Source organism: Niastella sp. sgz303648 (assembly GCF_059587045.1).
In genome coordinates, this window is the sequence record NZ_JCAPSW010000001.1 from 974433 (window position 1) to 991681 (window position 17249).

The window sequence follows — 17249 nt, forward strand, 5'->3', positions numbered from 1 at the left end:
ATCTCTTAGCTTAAAATTTTGAATTAAGATATCGTAAAATAAACCCTTCTTCATTATCAAGTGTAAACATAGTAGCGGCAGAATTTTCCTGCAGCAACATGCGGTAATTGCGCAGGGGCATACCCAGTTTATGCGCCAGATAAAAACGGTTTACGCCGTTATGGGCGGCCACTAAAAAGTTGCCGCTGGTATATTGTTGTTGCAATGAATTGAAGAAATCGTTCACCCGCTGCACTATTTCAGCAGCTGTTTCACCGGTGCCCCCTGCCCTATTGATTGAAGGATCTTTCATCCAGTTATTCCATAAGGTTGCATTCTCTGCAATAAACTCCTCTTTTGTTTTTTGTTCCCACAAACCGAAATCGGCTTCTATCAGCCGGTCGTCTTTTACCACCGTTGCCCCCGTAGCAATCTGTGCAGTTATGAACGCTCTTTGCAGAGGCGAAGAAAAAACACCATCCCATTTTATTTTTTGTAATTGCTGCCGCAATGCTTCTGCCTGCTGCACCCCTTTTTCGGTGAGTGGAATATCCGTTCTTCCGCAATACCTGTTGTTATCGGCATTCCAGGCTGTTTGTCCGTGCCTGATCAAATAGATATTAAGCATATTGTGTTTTTCTGATATAACCTTTTTCAACCAGCATGTTTATGAATTGACGGTAATTGTCATCATAAACAGCCATCCATTCTTTTTTCGGATGCACTTCCTTTTCGCTTTGCGTAAGCGCTTTGGCTGCGTTTGATAAAGAATTAAAATGGGTTTGCGAACCAGCTATAATAGCAGCTCCTACAGCGCCCGTTACATGCTTCATTTTATATACCGGCAGTTGTAATACACTACTTCTTATCTGCAACCATACGTCGCTGTTACTGCCTCCGCCGGCGGTATAAACGGCAGCTACTTTTTCACCACTCAGTTGTTCAATCACCTCATACGCATAACGCTCAATATAGGCAACGCCTTCCATATTGGCGGCAAATAAGGCTGCACGCGATAATCCATCGGGTTCAAAACCGGTGGCCTGCGGGGCGATGAACGGAAAACGTTCGCCCTGTTGTTTTAACGGCCAGGCCATGTAACGGGTTGGAATAATTTTTTGGGCCTGCGCAGTCAGTTCTTTCAAATCGGCGCCAAAGTCGCGGGTAACCCAATCGGCCCCTGTATTACTGGCGCCGCCGGGCATCCAGTATCCTTCGGGGTGTCGATGGCAATATAAGCGGCCATGCGGATCATCGATTTCCTGCGTGGTTACGCCTTTTACCACGAGCGTGGTGCCGATGGTGGTATTCCAGTCGCCCACTTTCACTGCACCCGAAGCAATTTGTGCGGCGCAACCATCCGTCATGCCGGCTACGATTTGTATGGTGGCGGGTAACTCAAGCATATTGGCCAAAGCGGGTGAAATAGTTGCTATTACTTTGCCTGATGGTTGCACCTGAGGCAACCATTGTTTTTGCAAAGGCAGTTTTTCCCATATATACGAAGGCCATTGTTTGTTGCGAACATCGTACCCCGATTTCAATGCATTGGTATAATCGGTTATGGTATAACGGCCGCATAATTTTCCGATAATAAAATCGGTTGCATGTATGAATCCTTCTAACCGTGATATTGCAGAGGGATACCGGTTAATGAACCAAAGCATTTTTGGCAATCCGCTGCTGGCATTAAAAGCCGTATATCCTACGCTGTTAGCCCCCAGCGCTACTTTTTTGCAAAAATCTGCTTCCTCGGCCGAACGCGGATCGCTGTACATGATGGCATTGTATAATGGCTGAAGATCTTTTCCCAGGGGAATAATAGTTCCTGAAGTAGAGGTGACCGAAATGGCTTTTATCTGCGATACATCGATATGCGCCCTTACTTCGCCAAGCACCTGTTGTAAACATAACATACAATCACTCCACCATTGTCCGGGCGATTGCTCTTCGCGCGACTGATTACTCAAGGGGAAAGTCTGTTCACCACTGGCCAGCACATTACCGGTTACATCGATCAATACGGCTCTGGCGCCCTGTGTGCCCACATCTATGCCAATGAAATAAGGTTTATCCATACTATTATTGGTTGTTACTATTTTGCAATATGCTGCGCCTGAAAACAGTTGCCGGTTACCAGTTACCTGTTACCTGTTACCGGTTACTGGTTGCAGGTATCCAGTTGCGGTATCCGGGAAACCGGAAACTGGTAACCGGTAACGCATTCCTCTCCTGTAACTTGAAACTTGTAACTTCTATCCTGTAACATTTCTAAAAAGCGAGCGCGTTTTCTTCCATTCTTTATACAACGCCGCATAATAATTCTGCTGCTGTGGATGCACTACTTCGATGGTGCTTTTGAAATCGGCACTAACCTGTAGCGCTTCATTACAAATCAATGCACCGCCTATTACCGATGACTGTTCAAATCCATATCGTACCTGCACTTTCTTATTCAGCAACCCTGCCAGCAAACTACGCAGGGCAATGCTTTGCAAACCACCACCGCAGGCCCATATATAATCGGGCTGGTGACCGGCCACCTCACATAATATTTTATAATTTTCAGCAATGGAACAGGCAATATCGAGCATAGTGGCCCACACAAAATGCGCGCGTGTTAGCTGGTGCGACACAGGCGTGGGAAATATAAATCCGCCTTTGATCAACGGCGTTTTTTCATCGGCCACCAGCGAACCGAGCGAAGCCATGCAAAAGGCGTCTTTGGTGGCAGCCAGTTCCTGTTCTATCACCGCATAATTTTCATTGGGATAAAAAATTTCTTTCAACCGTTGAAAATTCAATCCGGTTACGCCGGCATTGGCTTCAAACACCAGACGGCCGGGTTCAATATCGCGGCTCGTCCAGGTGCGTTGCTGCGCATCGAGCATATAGGTATCAACCAGTTTAACGATGGGCGTAGTGGTGCCTGAAACAATTACAATATCTTCAACAGCAGGCTGTGTGCTTTTAATGGCCAGCTGCGTATCGCCGCCGCCCACAATAACGGCAGCATCTTTTGAAATGCTTAACGCATCGGCTATAGCAGGTAATACAGGCCCCAGAATGCTGCCTGAATTTACCAGCGAAGGGAGCAGCGAACTATCCAGATCGAACAGATCGCACAGGTCCTGCGACCACTGTTTAGCTGCAACATCGTACAACAGCGTTTCCGATGCCTGTGAATGTTCATATTTTATTACACCGCTTAACCGGTATTCGACCCAGTCGCTGATGCTTACAAAATTGCTGCACGATTGCCATATTTCTTTCCAGCGTTTTTTTATGCCCAGCAGTTTAAAAGCCGAAAACAATGAGGTGGGGTAACGGCCTGTAATTTTATAAACAATGGTTTTATCGGGTAATACATCTTCCCATTCCCTGCCGCGGTGATCGATATTGGGAAGTCCTATCAGCGACTCGCCGTTTTTGCCCAGCAACACAATGCCTTCGCGCTGACTTGTAGCCGTTACTGCTTTAATGGTAATACCGGGCAATGCCTGCAGTACGGTACGGGCCAGGTCAGTTACCTGCTTCCACAATAATCCGGGATCAAAGTACAGGGCATCGGGATATTTATCATCCCTGTTATAATGAATATCTTCACGGGCAACACCCAGCACATCGCCATTGATACCTGCTGCAGCAACCCGAACATTGCCTGTACCGATGTCGATAATTAAATAGGCGCCTTTTGCTGTCATTTTCATTTGTTTTTATGCATCCGTACTAACTCAACGGATGTATAGCGGTTAACAATTCTTTATTGGCCAGCCTTGCTGCTGTTTTTTTGTTTTGCACGAACCAGTCGATCAGTGTTTTATTTAAAATAGATACATGGTGATCTTCTACTTCAAAGGTTGCGCCTGCAATATGGGGTGTGGCAAGCACGTTCGGATGATCGATTATTTTATAATCTGTTTCATCGGGCGGTTCGTGATCAAATACATCCAGTATCGCGCCTCTGATTTTCCCTTCTTCCAGCACCCGTAACAGATCATCGCGCTTTACCACCACAGCCCGGGCAGTATTTACAAATATGGCCCCTGGTTTCATTTTCGACAACAACGAATAATTAATCATGCCTTTTGTTTGTTCTGTAACCGGCAGGTGTACCGATACAATATCACTGGTTTCGAACAATTCGTTCAGCGATACCGCACGATACGTTTTATCATGATCGCCTACATAGGGATCATAAAACTGCACGGGGCAGGGATAGCATTTCAGCATACCGGCAATAAGCTGACCAATAGCGCCAAACCCAACCATACCAATGGTTTTACCGGCCAGTTCATTTCCTTTGAACTGCAGGTACGATGTATGAGCACCCTCGGCCCAGTTACGGCCCTTTAACCAGTCGATGCCGGCAATCGTATTGCGCATTAAAGTGATCACATTTGCTATGAACATTTCAGCCACCGCCTGTGCGTTACGGGCGGGCGTATAAAAAACGGGAATGCCATGCTGTGTGGCGGCTGCAATGGCTACATTCGAAGGCGTTCCGCGGCAAACGCCGATAAACTGTAATTGTGTATGCGCCTGTATTACTTCTTCCGTTACATGATCATGCTCGGTTATCAATGCATCGGCCGCTGTTTCGGTTAACAGACTTTTTAACTCATCGGCATAATAAGCGCGTCCGTTTGGTTTCCATGGCTTATAAATCACCTCACCAACCTGTTCCTGCAGTTCCTTCAACCCGTTTTCGTTGTAAGGCGCCGTTACTAAAATTCTCATAGTTGCTATTTTTGTTTTTCCTAATGTTGATTTTTCTCCTGCTTCGTAAGATGCCGTTAGGCATCAAAATGTCGGTAAATAGAAAACGACATAATTTTTAAAAAGTCCCGTAGGGACGAGATCCGGATCAGCCAAATGAATTATCAATTTTATACACCTGATATTCCGTCCCTACAGGACGGTTTTACCTGGTTATAAACATCTACCAACATCCATGTCCCTAACGGGACAAAGCCTATCTAAACGAGATTGCTTCACCAATTTGCTAATTTGCGAATTGGCTAATTGTCACATTTTCTTCCTGCACATGATGCAATGTTTTTGCATTATCGGGCAGCGTAATAAATTTTGTAAGCAGGGCGCTGATAAAATACAGCACCGCTAAAATCCAGATGATGCCTTCATTGCCTGCCACACCAATGAACAAACCTACTATCGCAGGGCCCACAAAAACGGGTAATCCGGCACCCAGATTTAAGATGGCAATCGCAGCGCCTTTATCTTTTTTCACCAGTGATGGAACAAGGGCCGATAAAGGAACATATCCGGCCAAACAGGCGCCCCATAATATGCCGGCGGTTAATACCACGGCAAAATTGCCGGGCGCTACCTGTGGTATATAATACAAACCGAGGGTAGTAACAGCACAGCCAATACCGCCAAACCACATAATGGTATTGCGCCACCCCAAACGATCGCCCACAAAACCAAAAATCAAATTAAAGATGATGTTGCTGGTGAATATAGTGCCCCATATTTTTAACCAGGTAGTAGTATCGAACCCATGCTGAGCCATATACATCGGTAAAAACACCGGAAAAGCAAACTGCGCTGTGGTATTGATGATACGAACAATGCCACCGATGAGCACTTTGGGTGCTGATTTTACGATGGTCAGTCCCTTCAGCAATTCCTTTGCGGCCTCCACCCTGCCATCCTCCCGATGCATCGGGATCGGGATGGAGGGGGTGGTACCACCGGGCTTAAATGATGCTTTATTCAGCACCAATGCAAAGAATGCTCCGATGAGCACCCAAAACACCGAGCTCCACAACGTATTGATGTAACCGAGTTTTTCAATGGCCCAGCTTGAATAAAAAGCGCCCAGCACATTCAGTCCGCCGGTAAACACAAACCAGAACCAGCCCACTGCCCTGCCCAGTTTTTGTTTCGGACTTTGATAAGCGATCCAAACCATAAAGGAATAGGCGAACAGCGGATAACCAAAGCCGCGAACCGCATAGGTAACAATCATAATAGGATAATTCAGCTGTTGCAGGCCATACCCAACAAAACCAAGGGTACCTGCGAGGTATAACAGCAATCCTGCCAGCATCGTTCTTTTGGGCCCATATCCCTCAGCCAGCACACCCGAGAACCAGGCCGACACAGCAATGGTTACTCCGTAAGCAGTAAACAACGTAGCCGATTGTTCAATCGACATACCTTTGCCAATGAGGTACGGACTCAACCAACCGGTTTCCATGCCATCACCCATCATAAAAATTAATATACCTACATATCCCCAGATCAGCTGGCGGGGAATACCGGCCCTGTCGGCCATTGAATTGTTAGCAGCAATCGTGTTCATTAGTTAGTATGTTGTTTCGTTTTTAAATTGAATCGTCAATGGTACTTCCATGTAATGTCACAGGTTTCAGGTTTCAGGTTTCAGGTTGCAGGTTACAGGGAACTCCTTGTAACCTGAAACCTGTAACTTGTAACCAGTCTTTAACATATCAACTATGTTAACCTGTTAACTGATCAACTTCTGTCAACTTGTTAACTTATCAACTTTTGTCAACCTCAAACTGATACGTATTAAATGATCTGCACCACCAGTGTTTTACTTTAACAACCCGGGATACAAAATGCCATCGGGTGCTGTAAAATCAAGACCCAGCAATTCGCTTACTACCGGTGCAATATCTGCGAGACTCATTACCGGAATTACGGTTCCTTTTTTAAACCCGGCGCCATAACCTATAAAACCGGTTTCAATACCGGGCATATCGGGCACAAAACCATGCGTACCGCCATGCGCTGCTTTCACAGCCGGTCCTTTGTCAGATGCACCAAACACCACTCCGTTGATACCGGCCAATGCCAATGCCGCATGCGGATCGCCACCGAGTTGCTGCAGTTCGCCCCGATCAATTACACGGAACAGTCTTTTTTGCGCAGGCGGCAAACTGTTTATGATGGTTCGTACTTTTTGCAGCGTAGCGCTGTCTTTCGGATTTTCAAGATGCAAAAAAGCGGAACCACCTGCTGTGTGAAACAGCGCTTTCCATTTTTTATCTTTTTCCGTTGGCATCGGAAAACTGTTTTCTTTTAGCCAGATATTAGGTTGCAGACTCGTATGAATATCAAAATGTCCGTGATCGCCCAATACGATCACCGCAGTACTGTCTTTTAAACCGGCTTTTTCAACAGCTTCGAGCAATGTTTTAACAGCGCGGTCGGCCCCGGCCACGGCTCTTCGTACGCCATCACCATCGCGCCCTTCTTCATGCTCGGCATGATCAACACAGGCCAGGTGCAATGCCAGCAGATTGGGTTTGTAGGTTCGGAAAAGATAGGCGCCCATGCGCGCTACATTTTCATCCATTACCAGCGAATTGAGATTATAATCATTCGGCTGCAGTTTGCCGGTAGCATTTTCCTGCAACTCTTCGAACAAACCGGCAGGTGTTGCCTGTTTGCTGCTGGCAGCGAGGCGGTCATCGGCCGTGCCATTGGGCCACGTCCATGTTTCGGGAATATTATAATCGATAGGCGCGCCTACACTAACCGGCCAGGTAATGGCAGCCGATTTCATACCTGCTTTATGTACTGCATCCCATAGCGTTGGTGTTTTTATATCGCTTTCGTTCCAATACCAACGGCCAGGTGTATCGACCGGTATAAACGGACTGTTATAATATATTCCATGGTGAATGGGCAAAGCGCCGGTGACCATAGTGGTATGCGAAGGATAGGTAAAACTCGGGAACACACTGGTAACAGCCCGGGCATATACCCCCTGCTTCATCATCTGATTTAAATTAACGGTGCCCCACGAACGATCGAGGTAAAAATCTGGGCGCAAACCATCGATAGAGATCATGATCACATATTTTGCCCGCTGCGCATGCGTTGATGCAGCTGTTGCAAAAATCAACAGAACAGTAACCAGAAACAGTTTATTTTTCATTGTATGCATCATATTATTTCCATTGTGAATTCTGCTGCAATGCCGGGTTCAATACAATTTCATCATAAGGGATCGGGTACAGGTATTTATAATCTTCATAACTTCTTGTGAGGTTATCCATCAGTATTAGCCTGCCCTTGGTACCTTCTGATAATTTGAATTGCTGTCCGTCGATAATAAAATAGTACACACCCGGTATTTTGGTGGCCGGTACTTTGGTCACAAAAGCCACATCGGGTTTTGTATCTTCATTCAGGTCGTACGGTGTATCCATCGCCGGTACATACATGCCATCGTATTGCATTTCGAGTAGTTTGCCTGCCTTCCAGCGTTTCAGATCATCGTACCGGAAGCCTTCGAGCACCAGCTCAATACCGCGTTCGCGTCTTATTTCAAGCAAAACCGCATCGGTTATATCGGGAAAATATTTTTGCTGCAGGTATGTATCAGCCGTAACGGGCATAGTTAAACCGGTGATACCGGCCCTTGCTCTTAATACTTTGATCGTTTTATCCCAGTCGGCCGCCGTAAACGCATTCAACTCGGCCTTTGCTTCGGCATAGTTCAACAACACTTCGGCATACCGTATCAGGGGCAGTGAATTGTAATTCTCCGCCACGCCATCGGTAGCTTTTGAATCGAGCGTTAATTTCAGCGGCATATAACCAGTGTAAGTATACGTAAAATCGGGTGGCGCTACCGCTCCGTCTCTTGTATAATTGCCCATGCGTATGGTTTGCTGCAACCGGTAATCGCGGTTCCTGACTTCATTCACAAACGGAATTTCATTATAGGCAGCCTGATCGGTAAACCGGGTGCCATCCTGGTTGAGGTAAGTATTTACAAATGTTTTGATCAAACTAAAACGTCCGCCATAGGTGGCGCTTGTCCAGTACCAGTTGGCATCGTTGAATATGCGCAGGGTTTTACTGTTCACGGCACTCAGCAGCACTTCTTCGGCTTCGGGTGTTTCATTTCTGAACAAATCGCGATAGCTGGCCTCAACCGGTGAGCTGATATGTATTTTATATTTACTGCTGCTGATCAGTTCCTGCGCTGCGTTAACTGATTCGGTGAACCATTTGCCGGCAGTGGCAGCAAGACCAAGCTCAGTATGATATTTACGGTAGGTACCTTCAAACAAACAAACCCTCGATTTCAACGCCAGCGCCACCCATTTGGTTATCTGCGAAGCGGTATTGTCTTTGGTGGAACGTATTTTAGCGCAGGCAAAATCAAGATCGGCCAGCACGCTGTCCATAATGAGTGTACGAGCGTCGCGTGGTTTGTACAAATCAGGATCGTTTACCGTCAGTGTTTTGTTATACCAGGGTACATCGCCAAACTTTTTTACCATTTCGAAGTAAAACCATGCTCTGAAAAAACGGGCCACGCCTGCATAATGATCAAGCCCTTCCTGCGGTATGGTTGCCTGCTGATAATGCTCCAGAAAATAATTCACGTTACGCAAATTGTCCCAGCTCCATCCCGTTGCCATAGTTGAATTGAAAGCACCATATATGTACGACGACAATGAACGGCCTACGAGGTAATCGCTCATGGCATCGCCCCGAACAATATCATTACCGGTTGGCAATATCAGGTAAAATGAATTGGCATATAACTGCAGGTCTTTTTCGGTTTTAAATGCTGTTTCGGGCGATAATTTATCAAATGGCTTCAGGTCAAGGCCCTTTTTGCAACCCACTGTACCGGCGGCCAAACCTGTTATGATGATATAAATTAGTTTTTTCATTTTTTGTGTTTTTCCGTTTTTAATAAGATCTTTTGCACTTTCATTCATCACTTATTAAAAGGTGATGTTAACACCCACCGTATAGGTTTTTAACATCGGATAGGCCATGCCGTTTCCTGAATTAACGTTCATTTCAGGATCGGCCCCTTCGATCACTTCGGGATCGAGGTCTTTGGTTACCCGGTACATGGGCGACCAGGTAAACAGGTTCTGCCCTGTAAAAAATATCCGCGCATCGCTCATACCGGCTTTGGCTATGAGGGCTTTGGGCAAACTATAACCACAGGTAATGCTTTTGAGGCGTACATACGCTACATTTTGTAAATAGCGCGACTGCACCATGGTTAACTCGGCCTTTGAATTCAGGGCCGTGTATCCCCGCAAACGCGGGAAGTATGCATCGGGATTTTCGGGCGTCCACATATTATTGATAACCGATTTCGGTTGCCAGCTGTAAGGTCTGTTGTAAGGTCCCCAGAACAATGAATTATCGGTACCGGGCCAGAAATCTCTTTTACCTACACCCTGAAAAAATGCATTGAGAAAAAAGCCGTTCCATTCACCACCGGCCGTAAAGCTGAACAGCATGCGGGGTTGGCTGTTACCGATAATTTTGCGGTCACCGGGATCGGCAAGAGTGCTTTTACCAAGGTTAATGGCGTTGTCTTTATTCAGATCGCGAAACTTTACATCACCGGGCAACAGTTTATTGGCAGCTGATACGGGAATATAACTTTGATCAGCATGTGCTTTTATATCATTATCATCTTTAAAAAACCCTTCGGTTTCAAATCCCCAGATATCGCCGATACTCATGCCTTCATAATAAGTATCGATCAACCCAAGCGGGTTATTGAATTTGGTAACATGCGATTCATTATCGGCCAGTGTAAACCTGAAATTATACCGCAATGGTTTGGGGCTACCGCTCCCGAGCGGTATTGCATCGTTCCAGGCAATAGACAATTCCCAGCCTTTTGTTTTCAGATCGGCATAATTGCCTTTCGGAACCGAAGAACCAAATACAGCCGGCAAAGGAAGCCCCACGGTGAACATATCGGTGGTATTGCGTGTATACCAGTCGAACGTGGTGGTAAGCCGGTTACGCAGCATGCTGATATCAATACCGAAGTTGGTAGAAGTAGCTTTTTCCCAGGTTAAACCGGCCGGTATTACATTGGGTTTTTGCGTATAGTCGGCATTCACGCCATTGATCACCCGGTTGAGTTTTTTTACTTCCATCACTTCAAGGAACTGGTATGGCGAAATATTACCATTGCCTAAACTTCCGTATGATGCACGCAGTTTAAGATCATTCACTATATGCGAAAGGTTGTCCCAGAAAGATTCTTTCGAAACACGCCAGCCCACTGAGGCAGATGGAAAGAAACCGAATTGCTGGCTCTCGGGAAATTTGGAAGTACCATCATACCGCCCGTTCATTTCGAACAGGTATTTTTCTTTATAATTATAGTTCAGTCTGAAAAAGCTGCCCAATGTTGTCCATTCATTGCCGCCGCCCGTTAACAGATAATTAAGACCGTTCAATAGCGAAAAATCAGGCAGGGAATTATTGATGAGACCGTCGCGCTGAATATACAGGCTTTTCAACAGCGAGTTTTCGTAGTTGTAACCCACCAGCCCTTTAAAATAATGATCGCCAAAATGCTGTTCGTATTCGGAGTAAATATTGAATCCGAGATAGGTGGTCTTATCTTCCTGCTGACTCATTTTGCTCTCTCCCCTTTCGAGCATTTCATTTGGCTTTTTGCTGTAAGGCACCGGTGTATACAACCGGTTCTCGGTATCATTCTGCCTGCGAAATGTGATATCGCCGTATAACCGTAAACGGTTCTGTAAAAAGCTGGCTGTAAAACGCGAGGTGTTGCGAATTTGCTGGCGGTTTAAATCAGAATAATTATTGCCCGAAATAAAACTGCCAAATACAATGGAAGCATTCTGCGTGAGCGACCCATCGGGGTTCTTCATCATCGCAATGGGAAAAGCTTCATCAGAGATCCTTCGCCAAACGGGTGTGTTGGTAGGATGGTTAAGAATGGGAAAGAAATAATTCGTTTGCGAAAAGGTAAGGTCGTTTTCAAGTTTCAGCCATTTAAAAGCCTGTACCGATCCGTTCGCCCTTACATTGTATGTTTTATATTTATCGGGGTTATACCTGAAAATACCATGCTGCGACATATACCGGCCCGACATATAATAAGTTACTTTTTCAGAACCGCCCGAAACACTGAGTGTATGCTCGGTCGACGGATTGGAAGGTGCATACAATTCCTGTAACCAGTCGGTACTGCCATAATAAACATATTCGCCTGTGGCAGGGTCAATATCAACCTGCGACAGTGAGGGATCGTCGTGCCTTTTTTTCAACTCATCAAGGTAACTGAGCGAAAAAGGAAAAACACTGTTTGCTTTTTGCGGGTGCGATTTATAATCGTTAAAAGCATAAAAGGCAGAATCGAATATTTTCGCCCATTCGTATCCGTCGGTAACGAGGTTGGGTTTAACCGTTCTGTCGTTCAGCGAAAAATTTCCTGAATAATTGATACGCGTTTTGTTGCGCGACGCTTTTTTGGTGGTAATGAGTACAACGCCAAAAGCGCCACGGGCGCCATAAATAGCGGCCGAAGCGGCATCTTTTAACAGCGAAACGCTTTCCACATCATCGGGATTCAGCAGGTTGGGATCGCCGGGCACACCATCAATAAGCACCAGGGCGCTGCCGCCGGCGCCAATAGAAGTAGCGCCACGCACATTATAATCAGCACTCCTGATGGGTTTACCATCGGTCATGCGGATGTTTAAATTGGGCAGCACGCCCTGCAAACCGCGCGTAACATTCGTTACAGGCCGGTTTTCGAGCACATCACCGCTTACCTGGTCAACAGCGCCGGTTAGGTTAACCTTTTTTTGCGTGCCATAGCCTACCACCACCACATTGGCGAGGGAAGCATCCTCACGTTTAAGTGCAATTGAGATAGTTGTTGAGCTGTTTACTTTTACTTCAGCCGTTGTAAAGCCAATGTACGAGATGATCAACACCGCTTCGGGTTTGTTTGCGGTTAAAGAAAACAGGCCATCGGCGCCGGTGGTGGCGCCGGCAGTAGTTCCTTTAAGGTTCACACTTACTCCTGCCATGGGCGTTCCTTTTTCATCTGTTACTTTTCCTTTGATGACATGTTCGGTCTGAAAGGGCATTGCAGCCAATGGCTGAAAACAAAGCAGTAAAAAAATTCCAATACCAAATACCAACAGTAAGGGTGCAAATTGCCGGTGAATGCGGCGGCTGCGGGCATATGGCAGCGTTGAATTGAATAATGCAGTCTTTTTCATACGTTAAGCAATGTTAGATAGTGAACTGATGGTGCATCGGGAGCCTATGGCAAGAAAGGCTGCTGTAACAAAGGATGCATTTGAACCATGTACTATTGTAAAGCAATTGCCTGCATAGCAATGCCTTACATTTTGGTTAAGTAGGAATTCCATAATTGAAGGTTTTTTAATTGTTCGCAAAGCAATTAAACAAAGCGAAACATAATTTAACTTTCGTATTAAGGAATTGCTATGAAATTGAAACGCGATCATTAACGACCGATAGCAGGATGAAGCATTTTGGGGCAATTGGCCCCCGGCTTTGCGGGGGCTTATACAACCAAGATTGTATCAAACTGAGCATTGAAAAAGTTTGATACTGCGCGTGTGTGGTACAGGTGTCAATTGCCTTTGGCCCGTCCGCTAAGCCGGACCAATTGTCATTGCCATCGTTCGTTAACAACCATAATAACAAAGGCAAAGTAGGTAAATATCTTTAATAATTTAATCAAATTAAATACTTTTTAAGTTATTTTAATTCACATTTCATATTATTTTAAAGCCAAAGACTGTAGCTTATTGGCCATATTCTTTAAAAAATTAAACAGTTTGTAACCCAATTACATAATTTAGCGATTTAGAGATTTTGAGATTTAGAGATTTAAGGGAATGTTGCAGAAAAAGAAATCTCAAAATCCAGAAATCCCAAAATCAAGAAATTTTTTTTATGACCATTACAGATCGGCATCAGATCATTATTCAGAAACTACAGGACAAAGGGCGTGTTGATATTCAGGAGCTGAGTGAAGAATTGCAGGTTTCGGGTGTTACCATTCGTAAAGACCTTAAACTGCTTGAAGAAAAGAACCTGTTGTTCAGAACAAAAGGCGGCGGTTCTATTAATAATCCGTATGCGATTGAACGCACCATCAATGAAAAGGAATTTATCAATGCCGATCAAAAGAAAAAGATCGCCAAAGCGGCTCTTACATTGCTCGGACAAAACGATTCCATTATAATAGGCTCAGGCACTACTGTATTTGAACTGGCTCATGCACTGCATCCGTCGAAACACATTACTGTAATCACTCCTGCCCTTCGTGTGGCGCTGGAATTATGCAACCGGCCCAATGTTGATATTCTGCAAATAGGCGGACTCATTCATCACAGCTCGGCTTCGGCTGCCGGCGCCTTTGGTGAAAGACTGCTCGAAGAAATTTCATGCGGATTGTTGTTCATGGGTGTCGATGGCATTGAACCCGAATTCGGACTCACCATCACCAACCTGGCAGAAGCAAGTCTTGATAAAAAAATGATACAGGTAGCGCAGCAGGTTGTGGTGCTGGCCGACAGCACCAAATTCGGTCGCCGCGGCATTGGCCGTATCTGCGGTTTAGACCAGGTTGATTACATTATTACCGACTCCGGCGCTCCGGCCGAAAGCATCAGACAACTGGAAGAAAAAGGGGTGAAAACGATTATTGCTGATTAGGTCTAAAAAGTTTTAATTTCTCTTTTATCTTTTTAGTCCCGCTTTGCGGGACATTTTTTTAGCTAAGAGGGTATAGGAGTCAAAAGAGAAAAAAGAGAGTTTTCTATTTCAGCATCCATACAATTTGCCGGCATCTTTAATAATCAACATCTCTTTTTTCTCCTTTTTCTCTTTTATACTCTTAGCGCCACTGCATTCAGGCGCTCGCGCCTTTTAAGTATTGCAGCCTGGCAATATCTCGTATTCATCAAATGATAATATAACGAAGATGCTTCGATGCATGATTAAAAACGTATAACAACGAACGCATTCCTCTGTAACAGTGTGATTATACGCAGTGCACTTACTATGTATATAAAATTTAATTAAAACAAAAGCAAAATTTTCAACAAATGGCATTTGTTTTGTAAGAAATGGAGAATTATTTTCGTTTATAATCACGCTAATCCAAACCAATGAAAAGAAATATCCTTACCTGTGTAGTCATCATTTGTATTTTTATTTTTACCGGATGCGCCGTTTCCAATGTCGGTCCCAAAAACTGGACGGTTAGTGAAGTGCAGAACTGGTATAATAAAAATTCCTCTTCCAGCAACTGTATTCTTTATCGCGGATCCGATCAACAAACACATCACTTTTTGAGCAGGGTCATTGATGAGTGGGTGTTTTTAACCATTAAGAAAAATGAGTTATCGATGCCCGACGAAAGACCTTATACCGCAAATTCATTAGGCAAGCTGGGTTACTACTATGTTGACCCGAATAATCACTTCGTAAAAATTCGCGACTATAACTAAGTAAAGTTTATACCCTGATATACAAATGCGGAACCAGCCTATTCAGGCATGCGGTTCCGCATTTTTTTTGGCAATGGTTATTCCTTTCTTCTGTATTTTCGAAATTTTTCAGAGGAGTTTTTCGGCCGCAATTCAATAACGTCTTCTGAAATATCCCCTATTTCATATACGAATATTTCACCGTTCATAAGCGTACGTTACACAAAACTCCGGCACATGTAGCACTTATGGTTCAGCAATACTATTCTGAGGCCTGCGGCCTCTTTTAATTCAATCGGGTTATCACCACTCTCGAATTTGTTATTCTTCCCTTTTCAGTATCGTTTGATACAAGCGGTTTTTGATCGCCCAGGCCTAACGCTTCTACAGCAGATGACTTTACACCCAGCTCAGTTAATTGCTGTTTGATGGCAGCAGCTCTTTGTTGTGTAAGAGAAAGCGTATAATCGGGTTTGCCAACCGGCGCATTATGTACTTCAATTTTTATTTTCCAGTCGGGATGCGCCTGAAACACACCTGCAATATTTAGCAACTCACCGGCCGATTGCGTTTTCAGGGTGGCGCTGTCGGGTGCGAATTGCAGGTATACCACCGACTGTTTGTTTTTTTCAAGGTCCTGCAAAATGAGGTTTTGCTTATTGATATTGGTGCTTATCAGCTGTGTTTGTTTTTCAACCACCAGCACCGCAAAAAACTTCGATTTGATTGAATATGGCTGAAGTTGTATCCACACTTCTTTTTCAGGTGTTTTGATCACATACTCCACAACGCCATAGTAAGCAGAATTCACTACCTGGTGATTACTGCCTAACGTAACAACATCTTTTCCGCTGGCCGACTTCAACAAATTTTCAGGTAGCTCGCCGGTAAAAACTTTCTTCCCTCCTGCTGCAGCCACAATTTTATCAAAGTCCTGTATGATCTGTATATCCGAAGGCCGTTTCGCATCATCATTTATTAATGTAAGCTTCTCACTGCAAACCTTTCCATCTACAGCAAATACCTTTTTACCATCGAAAAAGAACACGCCGGTTTGTTCTATAATTAAAGAATCACTTTCATTAAGCGGCCTGAATCCCGGCCAGGTCTTAAAGTAAGGAAATGTGCCTAAGTCGGCATATGAAACCGGCAGCGGCTTTTCAGCAACCGGATTGGTAGTGTTTTTTGGTTGGGCCGAAACAAATAAAAAGGTGAGTAAAGAAATGAGGGTAATAAATGTGCATCTGATCATTTATGTACGTTTTGATTAATGGAAAAACAGGTTTGAGGTATTGGTCGTGAAATGAGTAAAAAAGTTACAGGATGTATTGTACGATGGCACAATTGTTTGATGGGAAATTATTCACATGGACTAACAAAGTCTATTTGAAATAAGCTGCACAGCGAATCGAACGCCGAAGTCCCGCCTTTGTCGGGATGCCGATAAAAAATAAATCGGCATACGACGCAACAAAAGATCAAAAGCAGAATAAAAGCCGGTTAAAAAATCAACTTTACGCAACACTGCCACTTGCCGAATCTGCCGGTTTTTGCGTTTCAGCAGCGGGTGCTGATTGTACAACCACCGGTACTGCCGTAGGAGGAGCTTCCTGATCCTCAACCCAATCTTCAGGTAAATAGCCCTTATATTTTTGCAATACGGGATCCAGTTTTTTCTTCACCCATTTTGAAATGATCTCAAAAACCAGAAAGCCTATGATAATGGAAATCATCCACTCCAAACCGCTGAAGGTTTGTTTGTCTACCACCGTTTTTTTGGCGGTAAGTCCCCACAGGTTTTTAATACTGCGCGTGGTGAAAAAATGCGAAACAAGGCGGGTAGAGGCCATGCCGATGGCAAAGCCCACAAAATTGCCGGTAAAATTGCTGTACATGTATTGCAGGAACTTTTGGCCGGGATTCATTTTCATAGTTGCTGATTTGGTATCACTAAAATAATATCTTATTGCCGAAAAAGCG

The 17249-nt window shown here is 44.7% G+C and carries 12 protein-coding genes; 2 read left to right on the plus strand and 10 right to left on the minus strand.

Annotated elements, in window-relative coordinates; all coding sequences use genetic code 11:
• Window positions 1-10 precede the first annotated feature (10 nt).
• The 8 genes from AC59IL_RS03345 to AC59IL_RS03380 form a co-directional block, all read right to left on the minus strand.
• Complete coding sequence (locus tag AC59IL_RS03345; RefSeq protein ID WP_496550661.1) at window positions 11-607, minus strand: histidine phosphatase family protein; 597 nt, start codon at window positions 605-607, stop codon at window positions 11-13.
• Entirely contained in the window at window positions 600-2057 is a 1458-nt protein-coding gene (locus tag AC59IL_RS03350) for an FGGY-family carbohydrate kinase (RefSeq protein WP_496550662.1), read from the minus strand. Before AC59IL_RS03350 ends, AC59IL_RS03345 begins: the two co-directional genes overlap by 8 nt.
• A gap of 177 nt (window positions 2058-2234) precedes the next feature.
• Window positions 2235-3683 (minus strand): FGGY-family carbohydrate kinase, encoded by a 1449-nt coding sequence (locus tag AC59IL_RS03355; RefSeq protein WP_496550663.1) that lies wholly within the window; start codon window positions 3681-3683, stop codon window positions 2235-2237.
• Between the two features lie 25 nt (window positions 3684-3708).
• Entirely contained in the window at window positions 3709-4719 is a 1011-nt protein-coding gene (locus tag AC59IL_RS03360; RefSeq protein ID WP_496550664.1) for a 2-hydroxyacid dehydrogenase, read from the minus strand.
• A gap of 265 nt (window positions 4720-4984) precedes the next feature.
• Window positions 4985-6310, minus strand: a complete 1326-nt coding sequence (locus AC59IL_RS03365; protein WP_496550665.1) for an MFS transporter — start codon at window positions 6308-6310, stop codon at window positions 4985-4987.
• Window positions 6311-6565: 255 nt separating this feature from the next.
• Window positions 6566-7915 (minus strand): alkaline phosphatase family protein, encoded by a 1350-nt coding sequence (locus AC59IL_RS03370; protein WP_496550666.1) that lies wholly within the window; start codon window positions 7913-7915, stop codon window positions 6566-6568.
• A 13-nt stretch (window positions 7916-7928) separates the two neighbouring features.
• Window positions 7929-9671 (minus strand): RagB/SusD family nutrient uptake outer membrane protein, encoded by a 1743-nt coding sequence (locus AC59IL_RS03375; protein ID WP_496550667.1) that lies wholly within the window; start codon window positions 9669-9671, stop codon window positions 7929-7931.
• Window positions 9672-9725: 54 nt separating this feature from the next.
• Entirely contained in the window at window positions 9726-13022 is a 3297-nt protein-coding gene (locus AC59IL_RS03380; RefSeq protein WP_496550668.1) for a SusC/RagA family TonB-linked outer membrane protein, read from the minus strand.
• A 706-nt stretch (window positions 13023-13728) separates the two neighbouring features.
• On the opposite strand from AC59IL_RS03380, the gene AC59IL_RS03385 reads away from it, so the two are divergent.
• Window positions 13729-14493, plus strand: a complete 765-nt coding sequence (locus AC59IL_RS03385; RefSeq protein WP_496550669.1) for a DeoR/GlpR family DNA-binding transcription regulator — start codon at window positions 13729-13731, stop codon at window positions 14491-14493.
• A gap of 455 nt (window positions 14494-14948) precedes the next feature.
• Window positions 14949-15290: a hypothetical protein gene (locus AC59IL_RS03390; RefSeq protein ID WP_496550670.1), complete on the plus strand. Its 342-nt coding sequence runs from the start codon at window positions 14949-14951 to the stop codon at window positions 15288-15290.
• Between the two features lie 265 nt (window positions 15291-15555).
• Here the strand turns inward: AC59IL_RS03390 and AC59IL_RS03395 are convergent, their stop codons facing one another.
• Both AC59IL_RS03395 and AC59IL_RS03400 read right to left on the minus strand, forming a co-directional pair.
• The gene (locus AC59IL_RS03395; RefSeq protein ID WP_496550671.1) at window positions 15556-16521 is read right to left on the minus strand and encodes an OmpA family protein; all 966 of its coding nucleotides are present in this window, start codon (window positions 16519-16521) and stop codon (window positions 15556-15558) included.
• Window positions 16522-16783: 262 nt separating this feature from the next.
• Window positions 16784-17200, minus strand: coding sequence for a hypothetical protein (locus AC59IL_RS03400; RefSeq protein WP_496550672.1), 417 nt, complete (start codon window positions 17198-17200; stop codon window positions 16784-16786).
• Between the last annotated feature and the right edge of the window lie 49 nt (window positions 17201-17249).

Bases quoted from the DNA above. Each gene is read 5' to 3' on its own strand.
- AC59IL_RS03370 (WP_496550666.1), bottom strand. From the start codon at position 7,915: ATGAAAAATAAACTGTTTCTGGTTACTGTTCTGTTGATTTTTGCAACA.
- AC59IL_RS03345 (WP_496550661.1), bottom strand. From the start codon at position 607: ATGCTTAATATCTATTTGATCAGGCACGGACAAACAGCCTGGAATGCC.
- AC59IL_RS03380 (WP_496550668.1), bottom strand. From the start codon at position 13,022: ATGAAAAAGACTGCATTATTCAATTCAACGCTGCCATATGCCCGCAGC.
- AC59IL_RS03360 (WP_496550664.1), bottom strand. From the start codon at position 4,719: ATGAGAATTTTAGTAACGGCGCCTTACAACGAAAACGGGTTGAAGGAA.
- AC59IL_RS03390 (WP_496550670.1), top strand. From the start codon at position 14,949: ATGAAAAGAAATATCCTTACCTGTGTAGTCATCATTTGTATTTTTATT.
- AC59IL_RS03350 (WP_496550662.1), bottom strand. From the start codon at position 2,057: ATGGATAAACCTTATTTCATTGGCATAGATGTGGGCACACAGGGCGCC.
- AC59IL_RS03355 (WP_496550663.1), bottom strand. From the start codon at position 3,683: ATGACAGCAAAAGGCGCCTATTTAATTATCGACATCGGTACAGGCAAT.
- AC59IL_RS03375 (WP_496550667.1), bottom strand. From the start codon at position 9,671: ATGAAAAAACTAATTTATATCATCATAACAGGTTTGGCCGCCGGTACA.
- AC59IL_RS03400 (WP_496550672.1), bottom strand. From the start codon at position 17,200: ATGAAAATGAATCCCGGCCAAAAGTTCCTGCAATACATGTACAGCAAT.
- AC59IL_RS03385 (WP_496550669.1), top strand. From the start codon at position 13,729: ATGACCATTACAGATCGGCATCAGATCATTATTCAGAAACTACAGGAC.
- AC59IL_RS03365 (WP_496550665.1), bottom strand. From the start codon at position 6,310: ATGAACACGATTGCTGCTAACAATTCAATGGCCGACAGGGCCGGTATT.
- AC59IL_RS03395 (WP_496550671.1), bottom strand. From the start codon at position 16,521: ATGATCAGATGCACATTTATTACCCTCATTTCTTTACTCACCTTTTTA.